This is a genomic window from Streptomyces sp. NPDC034111 (assembly GCF_055575375.1).
Genome location: NZ_JBVIST010000004.1, coordinates 276,834 through 299,628, shown reverse-complemented (window position 1 = coordinate 299,628; position 22,795 = coordinate 276,834). Strand labels below are relative to the sequence as shown.

Sequence of the window (22,795 nt, the reverse complement as noted above, 5' to 3'; positions counted from 1 at the left end):
AGCTGAAAATTCCGGAGAGTACGATTCCGGTCGGAGCACCGTGGTGACCGGCGCCGGATTCTGTCTGCCCGGCCGCACCAAGCCGGTCTTCACCGCCGAAGAGGTCTGGGACGTCGCCGCCAACGGCCAGTCCTGCCTTGAGTACGACGAGGTCTATTACGGCTCCGTCAAGCTCACCCAGGAAATGTTCGACGAGCACTTCCCGGATCTTCCGCCATTCTTCTCCCGGCATTACACCTCGGCGCACAGATACGGCCTGGTGTCGCTGGCGCACGCGTGTGAGGACGCCGGGCTGAATTTCCGGGACGGCGCGCTGAGCGAAGCCGCGGTGCTGGTGGGACGCGGCGGGGTCGACGCGAACGTCGACAGCTACCTGTCGGTGCTGAGCGCCGATCCGGCCACCACCACCGCACCGGAAGCCATGGAGCTGTTCGTCGCGGCCCAGCAGGCCGTGACGCCCTCCGACGTCGCCCTGGTCCAGGGCGCGGTGACCCGCTCCAACGGCCCCGTCTACACGGTCTCGTGCGGCTGCGCCTCGTCCGCCGTACAGATCGCCAACGCCCGGCGGATGATCGCCCGCGGTGAGATCGACATCGCCGTCGTGACCGGCGTCGACGTCTTCGACATGCAGCTCATCCAGAACATCCAGCGGCTGCTGCACGGCGCCCAGCAGACCTACGACGCGCTGCGCACACCGGACATGCCGGAGCAGGTGCCGTCCTTCCTCTCCCTGATGCGGCCCTATGACCGCAGGGCGGACTGCATCAACCACGGCGAGGGCTCGGCCACCCTGATCCTGGAGAGCCGGGAGCACGCCGTCCGGCGCGGTGCGCACGTTTACGGCCAGGTGCTGAGCACCGCCATGACCCGGGACGGTCTGGCCAATCCGCTCGCGTGCGACGACACCGGCGGCGAGCTGGTCTCCGCGGTCCGCCGCTGCCTGGGCGACCGGTGGAGCATCGACGACATCCCGTACGTCCACGGCGGCAGCGACGGCAACATCGTGGTCACCACCTTCGAGTCCAACGCCATCCGTGCGCTCTACGGGGACCGGCGTCCGCTGATGACGTCCCAGGAAGGCTGCTTCGGCCACAACGGCGCACCGGCCGGCTGTGTGGGTGTCGCCCTGACGCTGATGATGATGGAGCGCGGCGAGGTGTGCCCCACCGCCAACTGCGAACAGCCCGCCGACGGGCTCCCCTTCGACCCCGTCCCCGGCGTGCGGACCCGTCCGCTCGACTTCGACCACGCGCTGACCTTCAACTACCAGGTCGGCGGAGTGAAGAACGCGATGCTCCTCGGCAGCACGCGAGCCGTGTGACCCCGGCCGGACCACGCAACGTACGGAGACGCGATGAGCAACCACACACACGACCCGGCCGCAGAGCCGGGCGCCACCCCGGACTCCGCGCACATCGCCGTGATCGGCATGGGGTGCCGGCTGCCCGGAGACACCCATTCGCCCGCGGCCCTGTGGCGGCTGCTGGCCGAAGGCCGCGACGCGGTGGGCGACCTGCCCGCCGAGCGCCGCCGGCTCGCCCCCGGGGGCTCCCTCGGCCGCGGCGACCCCGAGGCATCGGCCCCCCGGCAGGGCGGCTATCTGCGCGAGGTGACCGGGTTCGACGCCGCCTTCTTCGGCGTCGCGGGCCGCGAGGCCGACGTCCTGGACCCCCAGCACCGGCTGCTGCTCGAGGTCACCTGGGAGGCGCTGGAACACGCCGGCCTCCCGCCGGAGCGGATGCACGGCACCCCGACCGCCGTCTTCACCGGGCTCAGCTACGGCGACTACATGGACCATCTGGCCGGCTCGCCCCAGGAGTTGGAGGGGTCCATCCTGACCAACGGCCACTGTGTCGCGGCCGGCCGGATCTCGTACCTGCTGGGGCTGCACGGGCCGTGCGTGGCGCTGGACACCGCCTGCTCCTCCTCGCTGGTGGCCGTGCACATGGCACGCCAGGCGCTGGCCGCCGGCGAGTGCGATCTGGCCCTGGCCGGCGGCGTCACACTGACCTTCCACCCGCGGATCACCCGCTCCTTCGCCAGGATGGGCATGCTGTCCGCCAGCGGGCGCTGCCGGAGCTTCGACGCCGGCGCCGACGGGTTCGTCCGCGGTGAGGGCTGCGGTGTCGTGGTGCTCAAGCGCCTCGACGACGCGCTGCGGGAGGGCGACCGGATCCTGGCGGTGCTGCGGGGCTCGGCCACGAACCAGGACGGCTCGTCCGACGGGCTCGCGGCGCCCTCGGCGGACGCCCAGCGGGCCCTGTACCGCGAGGCCCTCGCCCGCTCCGGGGTCGACCCCCGGGACGTGGGCATGGTCGAGACCCACGGCACCGGTACGCCGGTCGGGGACCCGATCGAGTTCGCCGGCCTGGCCGACGTCTACGGCCAGGGGCCGGGCCGCTGCGCGCTGACGTCGGTGAAGACCAACGTGGGCCACCTGGAGCCGGCCGCCGGTGTCACCGGGCTGATCAAGAGCGTGCTGTGCCTCCAGCGCGGCGCGATCCCGGCGAACCTGCACTTCGAGCGCTGGAACCCGGCCATCTCGGCCGGGGACACCCGCTTCTTCGTCCCCACCGAGCTGACCTCGTGGCCCCTGCCGACGCCGACCCGACTCGCCGCGGTGTCCTCGTTCGGCTTCTCGGGGACCAACGTCCATGTCCTGCTGGAACAGGCCCCGCAGCCGGCGCCCCCGCGGCGCCCCGGGCGGACGGCCCCGGCGGCCCCCGACATCTTCCTCGTCGGGGCCGGATCGGCGGATGTGCTGCCCGCCGCGGCCGGCCGGCTCGCGGACTGGGTGGAGGGCGAGGGCGCGAACGTACCGCTGCGGGACCTCGCGCACACCCTGGCCCTGCGGCGCTGCACGGGCCGCGGCCGGCTGGGGCTGGTGGCGTCCGGGCGCCGCGAACTCGTCGGTGCGCTGCGGTCGTTCGCCGAAGGGCAGCGGCCGGCGGCACTGGTCACCGGCGCCGTGGGCGCGGCGGTGGAGCGGCAGCCGGTGTGGGTGTTCTCCGGCCACGGCTCCCAGTGGCCCGGCATGGGGCGCGGACTGCTGAAGACCGAGCCGGCCTTCCTCGACGCGCTGACCGAGCTCGATGAACTCATCCGCGCGCAGAGCGAGGTGTCGGTGCTCGATGCGCTGCGGGGCGGCAAACCCATCCAGGGCTGCGGCACCGTACAGCCGGTGCTGTTCGCCCTTCAGGTCGCCCTCGCGGCCACCTGGCGCGCGTACGGGGTGGAACCCGCCGCGGTGATCGGCCACTCCATGGGCGAGGTCGCCGCAACGGTGGTCGCCGGGGCCCTGTCGTTGGCCGACGGGGTGCGGGTGATCTGCCGCCGCTCCGGTCTGCTGAGCGATATCGCCGGTACGGGCAGCATGCTGAGCGTCGGTCTGAGCGCCGACGCGGTGCGCGAGGAGCTGGCGCAGAGCGTGGCCGAGACCGTGTCGGTCGCGGTGATCTCCTCGCCCGGCTCGACCGTCGTGGCGGGCCGGACCGCGGAGGTGAGCCGGCTGGCCGCCGCCTGGGAGGCGCGGAGCATCCCGGTCTTCCCGATCGCCGTGGACGTCGCCTCCCACTGCCCGCTGGTCGACCCCGTCCTGCCGGCCCTGCGCACGGCGCTGTCCGGGCTCTCGCCCCGGCCGTCCAAGGTGCCGTTCTACTCGACCGTCGTCGAGGCCGGCACCACCCCGGCCTTCGACGCCGACTACTGGTGCGACAACCTGCGCCGCCCGGTCCGGTTCGCCGAGGCGGTGGCCGCCGCGGCGGCCGACCGGCACCAGGTCTACGTCGAGCTCTCGCCGCACCCCGTGGTCACCCACTCCGTCGAACGGAGCCTGGAGGGGCTGGTCACCGGCCCCGTCGTGCTGCCGACGCTGCGCCGCGACGAGGACGAACAGACCACGCTGCGCACCCAGCTCGCCGCCCTGCACTGCGCCGGCGTACCGGTGGACTGGCGGCGCCTCTACGACGGCGGAACCCTCGTCGACGCCCCCACCCTCACCTTCGACCGGCGTGACCACTGGGCGGACGCAACCCGCCCAGTGGAAGCGGCCGGTGCTCCCGCGGCGCCGCTGCCCGGGCGGCACACCGAGGTGCCCGGCGAGCCCGCGCGGCACTGCTGGCGGGCCGACGCCGGTACGGCGGCGCTGCCGTGGCTCGACGACCATCGCGTGCACGGCAACCCGGTCCTTCCCGGAGCGGCCCACTGCGGTATCGCGCTCGCGGCCGCCTGTGAGGTCTTCGGGGCGGCTCCGGACGAAGTGGAGGTCACCGACCTGCACTTCGAGCAGCTGCTGCGGCTGGAGGCGCACACCGAGGTCAGCACCGTCGTCACCATGACGGCCCCGGACCGGGCGCACTGCGAGATCCTGACCCGGGACCGGAACGGCGCCTGGGAGCGGCAGGCCGATGCGGTGCTGCACCGGCTCAGCGTCCGGCCGGAGGCCCGGGCGAGATCCGTCGACGCGCTGCGGGTGCGGCATCCGCTGCCGCTGGAACCGGCCGATCTCTACGCGAGCCTGCGCCAACGGGGCCTGGAACACGGCCCGGCCTTCACCGGCGTCACCGAGCTGCACTCGGTCCGCCACCACGACAGTTACTTCGCCAAGATCGTGCTGCCGCCGCAGGCGACCGACCCGGCGCCCGGCCTCCCGGTGCACCCCGTGCTGATCGACCTGTGCGCCCAGCTCGCGGTGGCGCCCCTGATGCACGAGGACGACCAGGCGCTGGTGCTGCCGGTGGGCATGCAGGCGGTGCGGGTCCTGGGCGACCCGGCGAGCGCCGCGTACTGCCATGCGCACATCAGCGAGCTGGCGCCGGACGCCGTCGTGGCGAACGTCCGGCTGCTGGACGACAGCGGCGCGGTGGTGCTCGCCGTCAACGGCGTGCGCTTCGCCCGGCGGGCGGTCCGCGCTGCCCCGGTGGTCGACGACTGGCTGCTGGAGGTCGGCTGGCAGTCCGCGCCCCGTCCGAAGCCGGAGCGCGGCCACACCCCGGGCAGCTGGCTCATCCTGGGCGAGGAGGACGGCGCGGCCCGGGTGCTGGCCTCCGCGCTGCGCACCCGCTGCGCCCGTACGAGCGTGTGGGACGTGCCGCTGGACGAGACCTCCCTGGACACCTTCCGCGACGCCCTCACCGAGCGGCTGGCCGCCGGCCTCGAACCGCCGCGCGGGGTGGTGCTGGTGTCCGGCCGGACGAACGGCGGGGAACCGGCCGAGCAGTCGCTGCGGCGCACCCGAAGACTCCTCGCCGTGCTCCAGGCGGTCACCGACTCCGCCGCCTCGCCGCGGCTGTACGTCGTCACCCGTGGCGCCCGCAGCGTGCAGGCCGGTGACACCGTCGACGTGGGGCAGAGCGCGCTGCGCGGGCTGGTGCGGGTCGGCGCGCTGGAGCACCCGGAGCTGCGCCCGGTGCTGGTCGACGCCGATCCGCAGGACGCCGACCCCACGGAAGTGGCCCTGGAACTGCTGGCGGACGCGGACGACGACGAGGTCGCGCTGCGCGCCGGCGGCCGGTGGGTGGCCCGGTTGCAGCACGCGCCGGTCGCCGCGCAGGACCGCGGCGCCACCCCCTGCACCGTGCGGTACGGCGTGGACGGATTCCGGCTGCGCGCGGGCCGCCTGGGCGATCTGTCGAGCCTGGAGTACGCGGTCACCGGGCGGCGCTCACCCCGGCCGGGTGAGGTGGAGGTGCGGGTCACCGCCGCCGGCCTGAACTTCCGGGACGTGCTGACGGCGATGGGCCTGCTCCCCGGTGACGAGGACGTCCGCTACCGGATCGGGTTCGAATGCTCCGGTGTCGTCAGCGCGGTCGGCGCCGGGGTGGACCGGCTCCAGGTCGGCGACGAAGTGATCGCCGTCGATCTGCGCGGCGGTGCGTTCGGGTCGTTCCTGACCGTTCCCGCCGAGACGGTGGCGCCGGTCCCGTTCGGTGTCGACCCGGTCGCCGCGGCCGGACTGCCGATCGCCTTCGTGACGGCCTGGTACGCGCTGCGCCATGTCGCCCGGCTCACCACGGGCGAACGGGTGCTGATCCACTCGGCCACCGGCGGCACCGGTCTGGCGGCGATCGCGGTGGCCCGCTCGCTGGGCGCCGAGGTGCTGGCCACGGCCGGCAGCGACGACAAGCGCCGCTATCTGCGGGGCATGGGCATCCGCCACGTCATGGACTCCCGGTCACTCGACTTCGGCGAGCAGACCCGCGAGGTGACCGGCGAAGGCGTCGACGTCGTCCTCAACTCGCTGTCCGGAGCGGCCATCCGGACCGGTCTGGAGACGCTGCGCCCGTTCGGCCGCTTCGTGGAGCTCGGGGTGCGCGACATCCTCTCCGACGCCCCGCTGGGCATGCTGCCGCTGCGGCACAACGTCACCCTGCGCACCGTCGACCTGATCGAGCTGCGGCGCCGCCGCCCCGGTGTGTTCGCTGCGGTATGGCAGGAGGTACTGGACGAGTTCGAGGAGGAGCGGCTCAAGCCCCTGCACTGCACGGAGTATCCGCTGGCGGAGGCGACCGAGGCGTTCCGCACCATGGCGGCCGCCGACCACGTGGGCAAGATCGTGCTGACCGTGCCCCACGCGGGGGACGCCCCCGCGGTGCTGCCCGAGATGGACCTGCCCGTACAGGAGGGCGGCGCCTACATCGTCACCGGCGGGCTGCGCGGCCTGGGGCTGGCCACCGCACAGTGGCTCGCGGAGCACGGCGCAGGACACCTCGTCCTCAACGGCCGCTCCGCGCCCTCCCCGGAGGCCGCACGGCAGCTCGCCGCGCTGAACGACGACAGCACCAAGGTGTCGGTGGTACTCGGTGACATCGCCGAACCGGGCACCGCGGAACGGCTGGTGGCCACCGCGGCGACGGACGGGTTCCGGCTGCGCGGTGTGGTGCACTGCGCCATGGTCCTGGACGACGCGGTCATCGCGAACGTCTCCGACGAGCAACTGGAGCGGGTGTGGCTGCCGAAGACCGTCGGCGCCTGGCATCTGCACCGCGCCACCGAGGGGCATCCGCTGGACTGGTTCGCGGCGTTCTCCTCGATGGCCTCGCTGCTGGGGAACCCCGGTCAGGGCGCCTACGCCGCGGCCAACTCCTGGCTCGACGGCTTCGCGGCCTGGCGCTCCGCCCAGGGCCTGCCCACCCTCGCGGTCAACTGGGGCCCCTGGGGCGAGACCGGTGTCGCCACCGACTTCAGCCGGCGCGGCTACCGCACGATCCCCACCGATCAGGGCATGGCCGCGCTGGCGAGTCTGCTGGCCCACCGGCGGGTGCAGACCGGCGTCCTTCCCGGGGCGCCGGAGACCTGGCTGCCGTCCGCGGGCCTGCATCTGCCGTTCTTCAGCGCGGTCGCGGGGGAGGGGCGTACGACGGAGCGGGCCGCCGCCCCCGACGAGAACGAGGACATGCGCGCCCGGCTCGACGCCCTGCCCGCCGGCCTGGCACGAAGGGCCGCACTGGAGGAGCATCTGGCGGAGCACGTCCGCGCCGTCCTCCGGCTGGGCAACGGCTCCCTGGACCCGCAGACCCCCCTGAAATCACTGGGGTTCGACTCCCTGCTGGCCATGGAGCTGCGCGCGCGTATCGAGCGCTCGCTCGCCGTGACCCTGTCGCGGGACTTCGTATGGCAGCACCCCACCCTCGCGGCGCTCACCGCAGGTGTGGCGGACCAGCTGGGGCTGGAGCTGACCGCGACATAAACGCCGACGGGCCGGCGCGCATCATCCGACGTTCGGCGGGCACCCGAGGGGGGTGCCCGCCGAACGCAGCGCTGTTCGGGCACAATTATTCAATTCCTGGCACCAATAACTCGGCAATGTTCCTTGACCAGGCAATGCTCGCCGATAAATGCGCAACGGTTTTCTTGCGCTGATAGTATTTCACTTCCCAACATTCCTGGCCGCGCTGAGTGCTTCGCAGTACGCCTTCCGGAAGGGTCTCCGTGCTGCTTGAATGGATGAGGAAAAGTGGGAAGAGGAATCTCCGAACACATCGGTTTTCCGGGGAATTCCACAAGCAACACCGGGGGTCCGCAAGGCCTGAGAAAGGGGTAGCCGTGTTACCCACCATGCAGGGGGCCGAAGTCATACTGACAGCCCGGCACATAGACACCTGGCCCGACGCGAAGAACGGGCTGATCCCATCGGACAGATGGCGCTCGGCAGGACACCTCGCGATCGGCCTGCCACCACTGGAGCGGGCGGTGCCGGTCTGCCGCACCCTGGCCCGCACCTGGCTCGACGGCCAGCGGATCCACGCCGAGGACACCCGCTACCTCGTCCTGCTCGTCCTGTCCGAGCTCGTCACCAACGCCATCCAGCACTCCGCCAGCATGCGCATCACCTGCCGGCTGCGGAGATCGGCGGACCTCCTGCACATCGAGGTGCACGACCGCGGGGGCACCCCGTGGGTGCCGCGGATGCGCCGTACCGGCCCGGGGCAGGAACACGGCCGTGGTCTGGAGCTCGTCGCCAAGTCCGCCGCGCAGTGGGGCCGCAGGGCCGACACCGGCAACGGCTGCGCCGTCTGGGCATCGGTGCCGCTGACCGCCGGCGTACTCGCCGAGCGCGCCACGCCGCCGTGACGGCCGCCCGATGAGCGCTCCCGCCTCCCCGGCTCCGCGCACCGCCCGGAGCCGCCTCCCGACAGCCGACGGCCAGGAAGCACCTGCTCCGCGCCACCTCCCCCGCGGGACGGGACGAGCCACCTGGCCGTCGGCGCTGCACGGCCCGCCATCACGTGGAGGAGCGCTGAAGCGGCACCCGCACCTCGCTCTCCTCCAGCAGGACGTCGAAGTCGCTGGCCGGCTTGGTGTCCCCGTAGGGCCGCAGCTCGGTGCGGAACATCTCCAAGTACCGTTCGCCGAGCGCCGACCGCAGCCTGGCGAGCAGCGTCACCGCCTGCTCGCCGGCCCGGCAGGCCTCCTCGACATCACCGGCCTGCACCAGCGCCGAGGCCAGCAGCAGCAGATCGATCGCCCGGCGCCGCACCCGGGTCCGCGGATGCCGGGCCAGCGCCTCGGTGGCCCGGCGGGCCGCCTGGCGCGGCTGCCGCAGATCGCGGAAGCAGTGCGCCAACTCGTCGGCCAGGTAGGCCCGGTCGAAGTGCGCGATCCAGTCGGGGGCGTCGCCTGGCTCGGCGTGCGCCATCGCCTCTATGGCCTTGTCGCCCAGCATTCCGCACATCCGCGCGTCCCCGAGCAGGGCGTACCCGCGGGCCTCGGCCACGAAGAACAGCGCCTGCGCGGCGAGCGGCGCCTGCCCCCGGGTCCCTTCCTGTGCGGCCCGCGCCAGTTGCACCGCCTCCCGCGCACACCCGGCGTCGACGGCGAGATGACTCAGTCCGGCCGCCAGTACGTAGCCGCCGTAGCAACGGTCGTCCGCCGCCTGCGCCAGACGCAGTGCCTGGATGTAGTACCGCTGCGCCAGGCCCGGTTGACCGGTGTCCAGCGCCGTGTAGCCGGCGAACTCGGTCAGCCGGGCGGCCGCGGCGAACAGCTGGCGCCCGGTGGCCTCGCCGTAGCTCCCGGTCATCAGTCCGGACAGCACGCTGTTGAGGCAGGACACCACCACCGGCCGTACGTAGCCGCCGCCGATCCGGTGGTCGAGCTCCACCAGCGCGTCGGTGGTCGTCCGCACCAGCTCCACCTCGGCCATACCGGCCTGCGGCCCCAGTCGCCGACTGCGCGCCACCCCTGGGTCCACGGAGCTGATCAGCCAGTCCCTGCTGGGCTCGACCAGCGCCGAGGTGCCCATCGCGGCGCCGGACAGCGCCTCCCTGGACTCGGCGTCCATGTGCCACAGTTCGCGTACCTGCGCCAGCGCGTCCTCGACGCTCGCCCCGAAGTGCAGCCCGACCCCGCACGTCACGCTGTTGCCGTTCGCCATGCCGATCTCTTCCGTCGACACCGTACGGCCGAGCCTGCTGCTGAGCGCTTCGGCGATGATGGCCGGTACCCGGCCGCGCGGCCGCTGACCTCTCAGCCACCTGCTCACGGACGTCTTGTCGTACCGCAGATCCAGCCCCTGCTCCTGTCCCAGGACGTTCACCTGGCGGGCCAGACCGGAGTTGGACACCGCGGCCTCCTGGATGAGCGACCGCAGTCTCTGATTGATCTGACGCGCGACTAGGGGTCGGGCGGCCATGGTGCGCCTCCAAGCACTTGCCGCCAACGTGACACGTTGGCATATCCAGTGATACCGGAACTGGACAGGTCATTACCCAACAACTGGGAATGAATCGCCATGACCGGAGTCAAGTCGCCGCCACGGCATCGCGCACAGTGGCGAAGGCGCATAGGGAGGCTCCAGGCGTTTTCCGGTTGCGCCGGCCCGCGCATGCGCGCCCGCCGAATGCTCCGGCGCCTTCCGCCATCCGCCCGCACAACACTCTGCGCCTGCCCCGGAACGGCCCAGTTTCGGGTAGCACCCATGGCCTTGACGGAGCATCAGGTCTCTGCTGGACCGTTCCCGCCCACGGGGTCGGTATGGGAATGGTCAAGTCCGCTGGACAAGCGGGACATTACGCCCGTGTGTGCGGGACACCTTCCCGCACTTGTTCGAATGATCATGAAGCTGCGTGGTAAATATTGGCCCGTTCGCCACACCCGGAGTGAACTCTCCGGAAACCGGAATCATCCTTTCCGGTGTGCTTCGCTCAAGGCCCGTCTACGCCCAGCACCTTCATGCGCGCCCCCAACGCGCCCCGTTCCCCCCCCACACCCGCAGCCCCTTCCCTAGCCACGTCTACCGGGACCAGGTGTGAGACATGTTGATATTGCAGCGCGATATAGAAGTGAAACTCCTGCGCACTTTCGTCGCCGTGGTCGACCAGAATGGTTTTGCCCGCGCTGCACAGGCGCTCCACGTGACCCAGCCGACCGTGAGCCAGCAGATCAAGCGTTTGGAAACCATCATCCAGGCGCCGCTGTTCCAGCGCACCAAACGCCCCTTACAACTCACTCCCGCAGGCCGGGAGGTCATGGCGCACGCACGCCGCGTGATCCTGCTCAACAACGAGGTACTCAGCAAGATTTCGGCGTTCAGCAGCCAGGAATGGTTCAGCATGGGCTGCTCGGTCCATTTCGCCGACGGGCTGCGGACCATGCTCGCCCAACTCGCCGTGGAACGGCCGCAACTCCGCTGCGCCATGGCGACCGGCCTCAGCGCCGCACTCGCCGACAAGCTCGCCCAGGGAGAGCTGGAGGCGGCCATACTCCTGGGGACGGAGACGCCCCGCAGCGAGATCCTGGGGCGCCTCCGCCTGGCGTGGTTCGGGCAGGCGTTACCCGGCCCCGGCGAACGGCTTCCGGTGGCTCTGGTCAGTGAGCACTCGGCGCTGAGCAACCGGATCATCGAGACGCTCGCCGAGCGCAACGTCGCCTGGCGCTCCGCCCCGCGGTGCTCCGACCCGCTGGCGGTCCGGGCCTCCATCCAGGCGGGACTGGCGTATACGGCGCTGCCCGCCAACGCCCACCACAACCACCCTTCGCTGCGCCCCGCGCTCCTCGGCGCCCTCGGCCCGGCCCCGGAGCCGCTGCCCGTCTATCTGGCCTTCTCGCCCTCGGTGCGCGAACCCGTCGTCGACGCGGCGCGGGCGGCGGCCCGCGCCACGCTCAAGGACGTACCGCTCTCGCCGCCGTGAGGCCGGCGTGCCCTCGTCCGGCACGGCGGGGACGGCCCGGTCAGTAGGTGTTCCGGGCGGCCCTGGGTGCCGCCAGCTTCGGCCCGTACGGCGCGGAGTCCAGCCACGCTCCCGCCTTGTTCCCCGCGGTGGCCACGGCCGCGGCGGCACGCCGGCGCAGCCAGACCGAAGGCCGGTGGGCCAGCATGTGCTCCAGGGCGGCACTGGCGCAGGCGCGGTTGTACGTGGCCGCCTCCTTCCGCTCGGCGGCGAACCGGACGATCTCCGTATCGGCCGCCTGGGACGTACCGGCCGACAGCGCCGCCTGTGCCGCCCGCACCGCCCTGACCGCGTCCGGGATGCTGGAGTTCATGCCGCGGGCGCCGAACGGGGCGAACAGGTGCGAGGCCTCACCCGTGAGCAGCACCCGGCGGTGGGCGTCGGTGAAGTCGGCGGCCACCTGCTGGGCGAACCGGTAGGTCGACACCCAGCGCACCCGCTCGCCGTACGACGCGGGCAGCACCCGGGGAATCCAGCGGCGCAGCCCCTCCGGGGAGGTGAACCGGTCCGGGTCGTCGTTCACGAGGAGGTTGAGGTCGACCCGCCAGCCGCCCGCGAACGGCACCAGCAGGACGTTCCGGCCGCCGACCCGCGGGTGCTTGTAGTGGAAGACCCGCTCCAGCAGCAGCGGGTGGGCCGGATCGTCGTCGAGGTCCACCACCACGAAGGTGTTGCGGGAGCGCGGTCCCTCCAGGGGGATGCCGGCGGCGGACCGCAGCGCCGAGCGTGACCCGTCCGCCGCGATCACATAGTCCGCCTCCCACTCCCTGCCCGTGGAGTCCGTGAGCCGTACCCCGTCCGGGGAGCTCTCGGCGGACCGCACCTCCACGCCCCAGTGGAACTGCACACCGCCCTCCCGGCAGGCGGCGGCCATCAGGTCCTCCGTGTGCACCTGCGGAAGGCTGGTGAAGGGCGGCAGCCCGTCGCGGCCCGCCGGCGGATAGGTCCGGGTGTAGATCTCCTTGCCCGCCCAGAACGACCTCTTGGTGGCCCACATCAGGCCGCGGCCGGCGATCTCGTGCCCGAGGCCGGGGCTGAGCTGTTCCAGTTCGCGCAGCGACGTGCCGTGCAGATAGGCGGCGCGGCTGCCCGGCCGGACGGTGTCCCGGGTGCGTCGCTCCAGGACCACCGCGGGCAGACCGGCCGCGCGCAGGGCCAGCGCGGCGCTCAGCCCGGCCGGACCGGCACCGACGACGAGCACGGGAGGGCGGGTCGTCGGCCCGGCAGCGGTTGCGCTCATGCTTCCTCCGTCGCGAGGTGCAGGGTCTGGGGGGTGAAGGCGACGATGCGGCCCGCGAGGCCGCCGGTCAGCGCGGCGTGCCAGACCGCGGTGTGCATACCGGTCACCTCCCGGCGCAGCACCACCTCGCGCGCCGTGGTGGTCAGCTCCACGTAGTCACCGGTCGTGCGGATCTTCATCCCGGCGGCCTTCGCGGTACGCACCACGGGGACGAACTCCGGTACGTCGAGCACGTACAGGGCGAGCGTCACGACCCGGCCACCTCCGTCTCGTTCCGTATCAGCCCGGCCTTCCGAAGGAGCTCGGCCTTCCGCTGCCACAGGGCCTGCGCGGAGGGGCGGGGCGACTCGGCGACATCGGAGAGCGCGCGGAGCGTCAGCTCGGCGTCCCGGGAGTCGATCCCCGACATCGCGCGCAGCGGCCTGGTGATCTCCAGCTGGATGCCGTTGGGGTCGTCGAAGTAGATCGACTCGATCAGCTCGTGCGGCAGCGGCGGGGTGACCCGCACCCCGTGCTCCTTCAGCCGGTCCCGCCAGGCCAGCAGCTCCTCCTCGGTGTCCACATGGAAGGCGACGTGCCGGGAGCGGTGCATGAGGTCGCTCGGCGGTTCCTCCTCCGGCAGTCCGAAGTAGTAGAAGAACGCGATCCGGTTGCCCTTGCCCATGTCGAAGAAGAAGTGCACGAAGTCCGGGTAGTCCTCGGTGACCCAGCCGGTCGCGGTGATCGCGTGCACGAGGGGCATCCCCAGCACCTGGGTGTAGAACTCGTAGGTCGCACGCGGCCTCCAGGTGACGAAGGCCAGGTGGTCGACCCCGTCCACCCGCGGGGCCGGTGGACCGGCCTGGGGGCGGGCGGACGGTGCGGTGATGGTCAATGCTCCTCCTATGGGCAGGGCGGCTGTGGGCCGCGCTGTCGGGAAGCGGTCAGCGAGCCGCGGCGGGGCGGCCACGCAGCCCCGAGCCGGTGATGAGCGCACCGGCGAGCAGGCTCAGACCGCCGACGACCAGCGCCCAGCGGGTGCCGATCGCGTTGGACGAGGACAGGTTGAGGATCACGCCGAGCACGGCGACGCCCAGTGAGGCGCCCACCTGGCGGGCGGAGTTGAGCGCTCCGGCGCCGATGCCGGCCAGCTCGGTCGGCACCGAGCCGGCGACCCCGGCGACCAGGGCGGGCAGTGCGAAGGAGACACCGAAGCCGAACGCCAGCAGGCCCACCACCGTGGCGACGAGCGCCCCGGTGGAGTTCCCGGTGAACGGCGCCTGGATCAGCGCTCCGGCACCCATGAGGACGAAGCCGGTGGTGGCGGGGCGCCGCGGCCCGATCCGGCCGACCAGCCGCCCGGTGTAGATCGGGTTGAAGGCGGTGGGCAGGGTCAGCGGCAGGAACGCGAGACCGGCGGCGAACGACGAGTAGCCGCGGCTGTCCTGGAAGAACAGCGACAGCGCGAACAGCAGACCGGACAGGCCGAAGTTGGCGAGCAGACCGGCCGCGAGCGCGGACGAGAAGCTGCGGTTGCGGAACATCCGCAGCGGAAGCATCGCCGCGTCGCCGGAGCGCAGTTCGGCGACGACGAAGACCACCGCGGCGACCGCGGCCAGCGCGAAGCCGCCGAGCACCCCGGCGCCCGTCCAGCCCTTCTCCGGGCCCTCGATCAGCGCGTACACCAGCGCGGCCAGCGCGACGACCGCGCTGAGCTGCCCGGTCAGGTCCAGCCCGCTGCGCTGCTTGCGCGCGGTCTCCGGAGCCAGCCGCGCGGTGATGGCCAGACTGACCAGCGCCAGCGGCACGTTGATCAGGAAGATGGCGCGCCAGCCGACCGTGTCGGTGAGCATGCCGCCCACCAGCGGCCCGGCGGCGAGCGCCGCGCCGGTGATCGCCGCCCAGGCCCCGACCGCGCGGGCGCGCTCGGCGGGGTCGCTGTAGGAGTGGACGATCAGGGCCAGCGAGGCCGGCAGCAGCAGCGCGCCGGCGACGCCCAGGGCCAGCCGCAGAATCACCAGCATGCCGAGGGTCGTCGCGACTGCCGAGACGCCGGACAGCACGCCGAACGCGATGAGCCCCCACAGGAAGACCCGGCGGCCGCCGAAGCGGTCGGACAGCCAGCCCGCGGTGAGCAGCAGGGCGGCGAAGGTGATGGTGTAGCCGTTGGTGACCCACTGGAGCCCGCTCAGGCCGGTGTGCAGGTCGCCGGCGATGGCGGGCAGCGCCACCGAGACGATCGTCATATCGAGCAGCACCATGAAGTAGCCGAGCGAAAGCCCGATCAATAGCGTGCGCGACGGCTTACTGGTCCGCTCTTTTGCGGCGACGGAATCCCGCTCCGGTTCTGCGTGCGTGGTCATGTTTCTTTCCTTCGTGTCGGAATCCTCAAATTGCCGCCGAGATCAAGCTGTTGAGGGCAGCGGAATCCATTCAACCGGAGCCGGAAGGGCAATTGCGGGTGGTGACGAAGGGGATCCCCTATGGGTACCATCGGCTCAGCCGATGGGTCAGTGAGGGGGGCGTCAACGTCGTGGAGCTGCGGCATCTTCGGACGTTCGAAACGGTCGTCAGAACACTGAGCATCACCCAGGCGGCCAAGGAGCTGCACTACGCACAGTCCAGCGTCAGTGATCAAATCCAGGCGCTGGAACGCGAGTTGGGTGTCGAACTGCTCGACAGGTCGCAGCGCAGGGTGCGGCTCACACCGCAGGGTGCGGCGCTGGCGGAGTACACGGACAGAATCCTCAAGCTGATGGAGGAGGCGCGCTGGGCGGTCGCACGGCCCGGCGCGGAACTCGCCGTCGGCGCGCTGGAGACCGTCTGTCTGCATCTGCTGCCGGAGGTGCTCTCGCACTACCGCTCGCTGCACCCGGAGGCGCGGGTGCGGGTGGCGCAGGACAACCGGGGCGAGCTCTACAAGGCGGTGCGCCGGGGCGACCTGGACCTGTGTCTGACCTTCGGCAATCCGCCGGCCGATGCGAGTCTGCGCGCCGAGACGCTGGCCGAGGAGCCGCTGGCGGTCATCGTGCCGCCGGGGCACCACCTGGCCGAGCGCGGTGAGGCCGGTCTGGAGGAGCTCGCGAGGGAGCCCTTCCTGGCCACCGAGCGGGGGTGCGGCTTCCGGGAGATGTTCGACAGCGCCTTCGGGGCCGTGGCCGCGAAGGAGCCGGTCGCGGAGGTCTCCAGCATCGGCACCCTCGGCGCATGCGTCGCGGCCGGGATGGGCTGCGCGCTGCTGCCGTTGACAGCGGTGCGCGAGCAGGCGAACCGCGGCGAGGTGGCCGTGGTGAAGGCCGGCGACACGGATCTGCACACGACGGTGACCATGACCTGGCTGGACCGCAATTCCGCGAACCCGAACCTGATCGGCTTCCAGACGGTGCTCCGTGCGCAACTCGGCGGCTGACGGGAGCAGTTCACCGGTCACCGGTCCGCCTCGTGGGGTGCGGGAACGGGCCGTGCCGCGGGCGCCGACGGCCGCGGCAGGGGCACGGACGGCAGCGGGATCGTCGTCAGCCGGGCGCGGGCGATCTTGCCGGTGACCGTGGTCGGCAACCGGTCCAGGATCACCAGCTGTTCGGGCAGCTTGTACGTGGCGAGCCCCTTGCGGGAGAGGTGACCGGTCACCTCGTCCAGCGTCAGACCGGCGCCGGCACGGAGCGAGGCCAGCAGACACGAGCGCTGACCCAGGCGCGGATCGGGCCGCCCTATGACGGCGTGCTGGAGCAACTGCGGCAGATCGTTGAGGAGTTCCTCCACCTCCAGGGCGCTGAACTTCAGCCCGCCGCGGTTGATCAGCTCGTCGGAGCGGCCCCGGTAGCTCACCGAACCGTCCGGGTCGAGCGCGGCCAGGTCGCCGGTGCGCAGCCAGCCGTCGGCGGTGAGCGCGGCCCGGGTCAGCTCCGGCGCGCGCAGGTAGCCGCGGAACATATAGGGGCTGCGGTACTGGAGCTCTCCGGTCACACCCGGCCCGGTGCGGTCACCCTCGCCGTCCACCACCCTGACCTCCCCGCCGGACACCGGCCGCCCGATGGTGCATGCGGCCTCGGGCGGGTCGCCGGGGCGGGTGAACGTCCCTGCGCCGATCTCCGTCATCCCCCATTGCACGATGAGCCGCGCGCCCAGCAGCCGCCGTACGTCCTCGGCCAGCTCGCGGGGGACGGGCGCGCCGCCGGTGCGGACCTCCCGCAGCGCGAGGGGCGGCCGGCCGCCCGCCGGGCCCTCCTTGGCCAACACCGCCAGTACGTCGCGCAGTTGGGCCGGAACGAGGAACGCCGTGGTGGCCGAGGCGTCGCGCAGGGCGTCGAGGAACCGCCGTGGGTCCCACCCGCCGAACAGTCCGACACCGCCGCCGGCGACCAGGGCCAGATGGACCGAGAGCAGACCGAAGGCATGGCTGAGCGGGCTCGCGGAGACGATCGTGTCGGTGGGGCCCAGACCGCCGTCCGCGGCGACCGCGGCGGCGTTGCCGAGCAGGCCACCATGGCGGTGCACACAGAGTTTCGGCCGCTGGGAGGTCGTCCCGGAGGAGGCGAGCAGCACCAGGGGCGCGTCCGGGTCCCGCGGCGGATCCGGCAGCTCAGGGAGCGGGCCAGGCGCCTCGTCCAGCAACTCCGACCAGGCCCGCAGCGGCGTGGCGCCCGCCCGGTGTGACGCCCCGGCAGCCGCACCCGCACCCGCATCCCCGCCGTCGACGATCCATACGTGCCGCAGGGAAGGGCAGCGTTCGCGCAGGGCGCGGATCTCTCCGACGCGGTCGCGGCCACGGGAGGACCCCTGCGCCACCAGCGCGGCGGCCCCGGCCTGTTCGACCAGCGACTGCACCTCGCGGGCACCGTATGCGGAGTGCAGCGGCAGCAGCAGCACACCGAGCCGGGCGGTGGCGGCGTGCAGCACCACCAGCTCCCAGGAGTTGGGCAGCTGGACGGCCAGCACATCACCGGGCCGCAGCCCTCGCCGGTGCAGCGCGCCGGCGGTCCGTTCGGCCTGGAGCAGGCAGTCGCGCCAGGTCCGCCGGTGGATGCCGTCCCACACGGCGGTGCCCGTACGGCGGGCCGCGGCACGCTCAAGAGTTTCGGTGAACGTCAAAGAAACCGTCGCCGATTGTGCGTGGAGCGCGTTCACGAAGAATCCTCCGTTCCGGGCAGAACCAATAGTTGCTGCCATGCCGTACGGATTCTGTGCGGCAATACGAAGGAACGTCCAGAGGAAGACCGATAAGAACTCCTGAACCGGATTACCGGGGTCCGGCACGATAACGCCTCGCTATCCGGGACCACGGCGGATCGAAGCGGTCCCGAATATAGGCGCAGGCAGCCGCTGTTGATTGATTTCACCGGAGCCGTTCGCCCGCACCGATGGATGCTGCCCACACGGACAGGGGCGCGGTGCCACCACTGCACAGTCGATGTCCCGAAGCGGGTACGCCACGCCGCCGATTCAATAAGGAATCTCAATAGTGACGACCTGACCTCCGGTTGAAGAGAGCGCCGCCAAAGGCTCCGATATGAGTGTTCGGCGCCACCGATGGATGTCATCGGAATGACCGAAGGTGCCACGTTCTGCCTGGTCAGCCACCATGACGACCGAGATCCGTCCGACTCGGAGCCGCTATTCGACCGCCTCCGGGCACATCGGGACTTGCCGGGCGTTCGAGATTCACCACAGAATTCCGACGGCCCCGAAGCAGGAGGTACCGATGTCCGTAGTCCGCGCTTCTCACACCACAAATGGAAGAGTGCGATCCGCCGGCGAATTATCCACCGCCGACAACGAATTGTCTGTGGGCAGCGCATTCTCGGGCACCGACCTGCGGCGGCTCGACGACACGATCCGCGACGCCCGGCTCGCTTCCACGGCCTCGGCGTCGTCGCTTCTCGAACCGGCCGTGGCGGACGGCGACGCCACGGCGCTGACCGAGCGGAACTGCGTCTTCGACCACTGCGCGGTCCTGCTGTTCCCGCTGACCCTTGCCGCGGGGCTGCGCCACCTGGAGGCGCGTGGCCTGGCACCGCTCCCCACCGTCCCGAGCACGGTGGTCCGCCGCCGGCTGAGCGAACGCCACGGACTCGACCCGGCCGCCTGCGACGTCCACCTCACGCGGCTCCGCCTGGGCTTACCGGACGGACGACGCCGACCGGCGGTCGAGGTGTTCCTCTTCCCCCGCGACAGCGGCGGGTTCGACCAGCGGATAGCGGAGTGGGAAGCGGCACAGGGCTTTGAGGACCATACGGCGTTCGTGGTCCGGCGGCCGAGCCCGCCGCTGCTGGGAAACCTCGTCACCGCATGGCGCTCCGAGGCCGGTCTGCTGTGGGAGGGGGGCGGACACAACCCGCACGAGGGCGGTCCCCAGGGCTCGACCGTCCTGTACTTCGTCAGGGACCACGCGCAGCCGTCCCGGCGACGCCGCTTCGAGCTGCACTGCGCCGGCGATCTGCGGACCTTCCTCAACCGCGTCCCCATGGACACCGAAGCCGTACGCCTCGCCTACGCCGCGTGGCGGCGCACCGGCCAGGACGCACCCGCGTAAGCCCCGCGCCCCGCCGACACCCGCGCACCAGTCCCACCACACAACGGGAGAACCCATGCTGCGGAACGACACGCTGACCCCCAGGAATCTGCCGCTCACCCCCGAGCTGCACGGCTATCTGCTCGACCAGGGCAGGATGACCCCCGATCCGCTGCTGGCCGAGGTGATCGAGCGCACGACCGCGGCGATCCCCGACCAGGCGCATATGGTCGTCGCGCCCGAAGAGGGTGCCCTGCTGACCTTCCTGGTACGTCTCCTGGGCGCCCGCCGCATCGTCGAGGTTGGGACCTTCACCGGTTACTCCTCGCTCTGCATGGCCCGTGGCCTGCCCGCCGACGGCTCGCTGATCACCTGCGATGTCTCCGCCGAATGGACCGCTCTCGCCCGCGACTTCTGGGCCCGCGACGGGGTGAGCGACCGCATCGAGCTACGGATCGGCCGCGCACTGGACACCCTCCGCGCGCTGCCCGCCGAGCCGCACCTGGACCTGGCGTTCATCGACGCCGACAAGCCCGGCTACATCGGCTACTGGGAGGAACTGGTGCCGCGGCTGCGCCCCGGCGCGCTGCTCCTCGCCGACAACACCCTCTTCAGCGGCGAAGTGATCGCCGAACAGCCCGGTGAAAAGGCCGCCGCCATCCGCGAGTTCAACGAGCACGCCCGTCGGGACGAACGCGTCGAGCTGGTCATGCTGCCGATCGCGGACGGCCTGACCCTGGCCCGTCGTCTGCCGCCCGGGGAGTCACCGGCCTGATGGAGCGATCGAGGACACAACAACCCCAGGACGCGCACAGGTCAGTGCACGCAGCCACCCGGCGCACCGGCACACCGCACCACCCAGAAGTCCGGCAAGCCGAAGGGCCTTTCGTGGAACTCGACGAGCGCTTGGCCCGGGCCATCGGCTCGGCCGCACAGCAGCCCGACTGGAACGACCCCGTCGAGGCCGCCGCCATCGGCGCCGAACTGGCCGGGCTGCCCGGCCTGGTCGAATGGGAGGAGGTCCGGCTGCTGCGGACCTTCCTCGCCGAGGCCGCGGCAGGGCACTACCAGGTGATCCAGGCGGGCGACTGCGCCGAGGACCCGGCCGAGTGCGAACCGTCGGCGGTCATGCGCAAGGCCGGACTGCTCGACGCCCTCGCCGGAGTGATGGAGGCCGGCACGGGCAAGCCGGTGGTACGCATCGGACGGATCGCCGGCCAGTTCGCCAAACCGCGCAGCGCCACGACCGAAACCGTCGGCGGCCTGACGCTGCCCGTCTACCGCGGCCACCTGGTCAACGACCCCGAGCCCACCCCACTGGCCCGCCAGGCCGACCCGAAACGGATGCTGGACTGCTACCAGGCCGCCTTCCGCGCCGTGACGTACCTACGGCAGCGCACCAGCGCCTGGACGCCGCCCACCGCCGCGCCGGTATGGACCAGCCACGAGGCGCTCGTCTTCGATTACGAGCTCCCGCTGTTGCGCCGCACCCCGGCCGGCCACACCCTGCTGGCCTCCACCCATCTGCCCTGGATCGGCGAGCGGACCCGTCAGCCGGACGGCCCGCACGTCATGATGCTGGCGCAGGTGGACAACCCGGTCGCCTGCAAGGTCGGGCCGACGACGCGGCCGGAGGACCTGCTCGCCCTGTGCTCCCGGCTCGACCCGGAACGCGAACCAGGCCGGCTCACGCTCATCGCCCGCATGGGCGCCCGCACCGCCGGCACCGCACTCCCGCCCCTGGTCTCCGCCGTGCACCGCGCGGGCCACCCCGTCGTGTGGCTGTGCGACCCGATGCACGGCAACACCGTCAAGTCGCCGACCGGGGCGAAGGTCCGGACGGTGCGCTCGCTCGTCGCCGAGGTCCGGGCCTTCCTGAGGGCCGTCACCGAAGCGGGCGGAACCCCCGCCGGCCTCCACCTCGAAACCACTCCGTACGACGTGGCCGAGTGCGTCTGGCAGGACCCCGCAGAACTAGAAGCCACCCCCGAATACCCCTCCACTCCCTCCACTCCCACCACTCCCTCCGCCTCCCGCGTCCCCCCGTCCCACTGCGACCCCCGCCTCAACCCCGCCCAGGCCGTCGAGGTGGCGCGCGCATGGGCGGCAGCCCCGCCCGCGCGGTCCACAACGCGCATGGCGGGCTCCGCACTCCACTGAGCGAGCCCCGCCCTGCGATGCCCCACCCTGCCCCGCAATCCCTGCCCCGCAATCCATGCACCGGAAAGGAACAGAACCCATGAGCAATGAAACCGTCATCCGCACCGACGACGGCACCTACGCCATGATCAACGTCTTCGAAGTGGAGCCCGACCAGCAGAAAGAACTCGCCGAGGTGATGAGCGAGGGCGCCGAGCGCTTCATCCGGCACCGCCCCGGCTGCATCTCGGTCAACATCCTCACCAGCACCGACGGCAAGCGCCTCGTCTACTACGCCCAGTGGCGCAGCAAGGCCGACATCAAGGCGACCATGGGCGACCCCGACGTCCAGTACTACCGCGACCGCGCCGCCCAACTCGCCAAGCCGGACCCGCACGCCTACACGGTCTACTCCGTCCACCACCCGGAGAGCTGACGGCCCCGCCGCCGGTACGGCAGGAAGCCAGGTCGGACCCTCTCCGACCTGGCTTCTCGCCGCTTTGCATCCCCGCCCCGAACCTCCCCCACCCGCTTAAGAGTTCGCCCGGCTCGCACCACTCCGCAACCTATGACCGTGCCCGCCCCCGCCTCCGCCCGCGTTCGAAGAACCAAGAGCCCAGCCCCACCAGTACGGCCGCCCCGGCCCCGTACACCGGCAGCCACCGCGTCGTCGTGTTCGCCAGGCAGTCGGCAACAGCGACATGGCTCTGCACCTCCCGCGCATGCGCCAGGGCATCACCGTCGCGACCGGCAAGATTCGCCAGCGAGGCCGTCACGCGCAGCCTCTCGTAGGCGCCCAGCTCCCGACACGCGCTGCGGGCCCCCGGCATCGGAAACAGCCACGCCGAGCGCTGCAACACCGGGGCCAGCGCGATCGCGACACACAGGCCCACGACCAGCGCATACGCCACCAGATTCAGCACGTACGCGGAGCGCGGGCCGGGCATCGGCGGCGGCAGACGGTAGAAGGAGAAGATCACCGCGAGAAGCGTCACCCCGATGTACGTGGCGAACCACTCCCAGGAGCCATTCGCGAGCGCGGCCGTCAGCACGGCGGCAAGCGCGATACCAATGACCCCCGACTGCGCGGGAACACCATGACCGCCCGCACCGCCGGCCCCGACAGACACACCCTCCCGCCCTCCCCGACGGCTGAGCTCGTCCACAACCTCTCCTGCCTCCCGCGAGGCCCCCAGTCTTCGCGCACACCACACCCCCGGCACGGTGCCATGCCGGACTGCCCTGATAGCCCGCCCG

Annotated in this window: 16 protein-coding genes; 9 read left to right on the top strand and 7 right to left on the bottom strand. The window is 71.8% G+C overall.

The annotated features are described in order from the left end of the window. Positions 1-40 precede the first annotated feature (40 nt). From ACZ55A_RS13430 to ACZ55A_RS13420, 3 genes are all read left to right on the top strand, one after another. Positions 41-1,321 (top strand): beta-ketoacyl synthase N-terminal-like domain-containing protein, encoded by a 1,281-nt coding sequence (locus ACZ55A_RS13430; protein ID WP_468838624.1) that lies wholly within the window; start codon positions 41-43, stop codon positions 1,319-1,321. 33 nt (positions 1,322-1,354) lie between these two features. Then, positions 1,355-7,687, top strand: coding sequence for an SDR family NAD(P)-dependent oxidoreductase (locus ACZ55A_RS13425; RefSeq protein WP_468838621.1), 6,333 nt, complete (start codon positions 1,355-1,357; stop codon positions 7,685-7,687). A 356-nt stretch (positions 7,688-8,043) separates the two neighbouring features. Then, positions 8,044-8,571: an ATP-binding protein gene (locus tag ACZ55A_RS13420; RefSeq protein WP_468838618.1), complete on the top strand. Its 528-nt coding sequence runs from the start codon at positions 8,044-8,046 to the stop codon at positions 8,569-8,571. Positions 8,572-8,722: 151 nt separating this feature from the next. Here the strand turns inward: ACZ55A_RS13420 and ACZ55A_RS13415 are convergent, their stop codons facing one another. Then, positions 8,723-10,132 (bottom strand): transcriptional regulator, encoded by a 1,410-nt coding sequence (locus ACZ55A_RS13415; protein WP_468838616.1) that lies wholly within the window; start codon positions 10,130-10,132, stop codon positions 8,723-8,725. Between the two features lie 622 nt (positions 10,133-10,754). Here ACZ55A_RS13415 and ACZ55A_RS13410 point away from each other — a divergent pair. Next, positions 10,755-11,630: a LysR family transcriptional regulator gene (locus tag ACZ55A_RS13410; RefSeq protein ID WP_468838614.1), complete on the top strand. Its 876-nt coding sequence runs from the start codon at positions 10,755-10,757 to the stop codon at positions 11,628-11,630. 40 nt (positions 11,631-11,670) lie between these two features. Here ACZ55A_RS13410 and ACZ55A_RS13405 read toward each other — a convergent pair whose 3' ends face one another. From ACZ55A_RS13405 to ACZ55A_RS13390, 4 genes are read right to left on the bottom strand one after another with little or no spacing between them, the layout of a single operon-like run. Then, entirely contained in the window at positions 11,671-12,909 is a 1,239-nt protein-coding gene (locus ACZ55A_RS13405) for an FAD-dependent monooxygenase (protein WP_468838611.1), read from the bottom strand. Continuing rightward, positions 12,906-13,160 carry a hypothetical protein gene (locus ACZ55A_RS13400; RefSeq protein ID WP_468838609.1) on the bottom strand — a complete coding sequence of 85 codons (255 nt, stop codon included), beginning with the start codon at positions 13,158-13,160 and terminating at the stop codon, positions 12,906-12,908. Before ACZ55A_RS13400 ends, ACZ55A_RS13405 begins: the two co-directional genes overlap by 4 nt. Then, on the bottom strand, positions 13,157-13,783 hold the full coding sequence (locus ACZ55A_RS13395) for a VOC family protein (RefSeq protein ID WP_468838606.1): 627 nt from the start codon (positions 13,781-13,783) through the stop codon (positions 13,157-13,159). Before ACZ55A_RS13395 ends, ACZ55A_RS13400 begins: the two co-directional genes overlap by 4 nt. 49 nt (positions 13,784-13,832) lie before the next feature. Next, the gene (locus tag ACZ55A_RS13390) at positions 13,833-15,251 is read right to left on the bottom strand and encodes a DHA2 family efflux MFS transporter permease subunit (RefSeq protein ID WP_468838603.1); all 1,419 of its coding nucleotides are present in this window, start codon (positions 15,249-15,251) and stop codon (positions 13,833-13,835) included. A 170-nt stretch (positions 15,252-15,421) separates the two neighbouring features. On the opposite strand from ACZ55A_RS13390, the gene ACZ55A_RS13385 reads away from it, so the two are divergent. Beyond that, complete coding sequence (locus tag ACZ55A_RS13385) at positions 15,422-16,297, top strand: LysR family transcriptional regulator (protein ID WP_468838600.1); 876 nt, start codon at positions 15,422-15,424, stop codon at positions 16,295-16,297. A gap of 17 nt (positions 16,298-16,314) precedes the next feature. On the opposite strand, the gene ACZ55A_RS13380 is transcribed toward ACZ55A_RS13385, so the two are convergent. Beyond that, entirely contained in the window at positions 16,315-18,015 is a 1,701-nt protein-coding gene (locus tag ACZ55A_RS13380) for a class I adenylate-forming enzyme family protein (protein ID WP_468838598.1), read from the bottom strand. A 658-nt stretch (positions 18,016-18,673) separates the two neighbouring features. Between ACZ55A_RS13380 and ACZ55A_RS13375 the strand changes: the two genes are divergently transcribed. From ACZ55A_RS13375 to ACZ55A_RS13360, 4 genes are all read left to right on the top strand, one after another. Beyond that, positions 18,674-19,420 (top strand): hypothetical protein, encoded by a 747-nt coding sequence (locus ACZ55A_RS13375; protein ID WP_468838595.1) that lies wholly within the window; start codon positions 18,674-18,676, stop codon positions 19,418-19,420. A 55-nt stretch (positions 19,421-19,475) separates the two neighbouring features. Further along, positions 19,476-20,174, top strand: coding sequence for an O-methyltransferase (locus tag ACZ55A_RS13370; protein WP_468838592.1), 699 nt, complete (start codon positions 19,476-19,478; stop codon positions 20,172-20,174). 113 nt (positions 20,175-20,287) lie between these two features. Then, positions 20,288-21,559, top strand: a complete 1,272-nt coding sequence (locus ACZ55A_RS13365) for a 3-deoxy-7-phosphoheptulonate synthase (protein WP_468838589.1) — start codon at positions 20,288-20,290, stop codon at positions 21,557-21,559. A gap of 79 nt (positions 21,560-21,638) precedes the next feature. Further along, entirely contained in the window at positions 21,639-21,974 is a 336-nt protein-coding gene (locus ACZ55A_RS13360) for an antibiotic biosynthesis monooxygenase family protein (RefSeq protein ID WP_468838586.1), read from the top strand. 130 nt (positions 21,975-22,104) lie between these two features. Here the strand turns inward: ACZ55A_RS13360 and ACZ55A_RS13355 are convergent, their stop codons facing one another. Next, a complete protein-coding gene (locus tag ACZ55A_RS13355; protein ID WP_468838583.1) occupies positions 22,105-22,704 on the bottom strand; it encodes a hypothetical protein in 600 nt (199 codons plus the stop codon). Positions 22,705-22,795 lie beyond the last annotated feature (91 nt).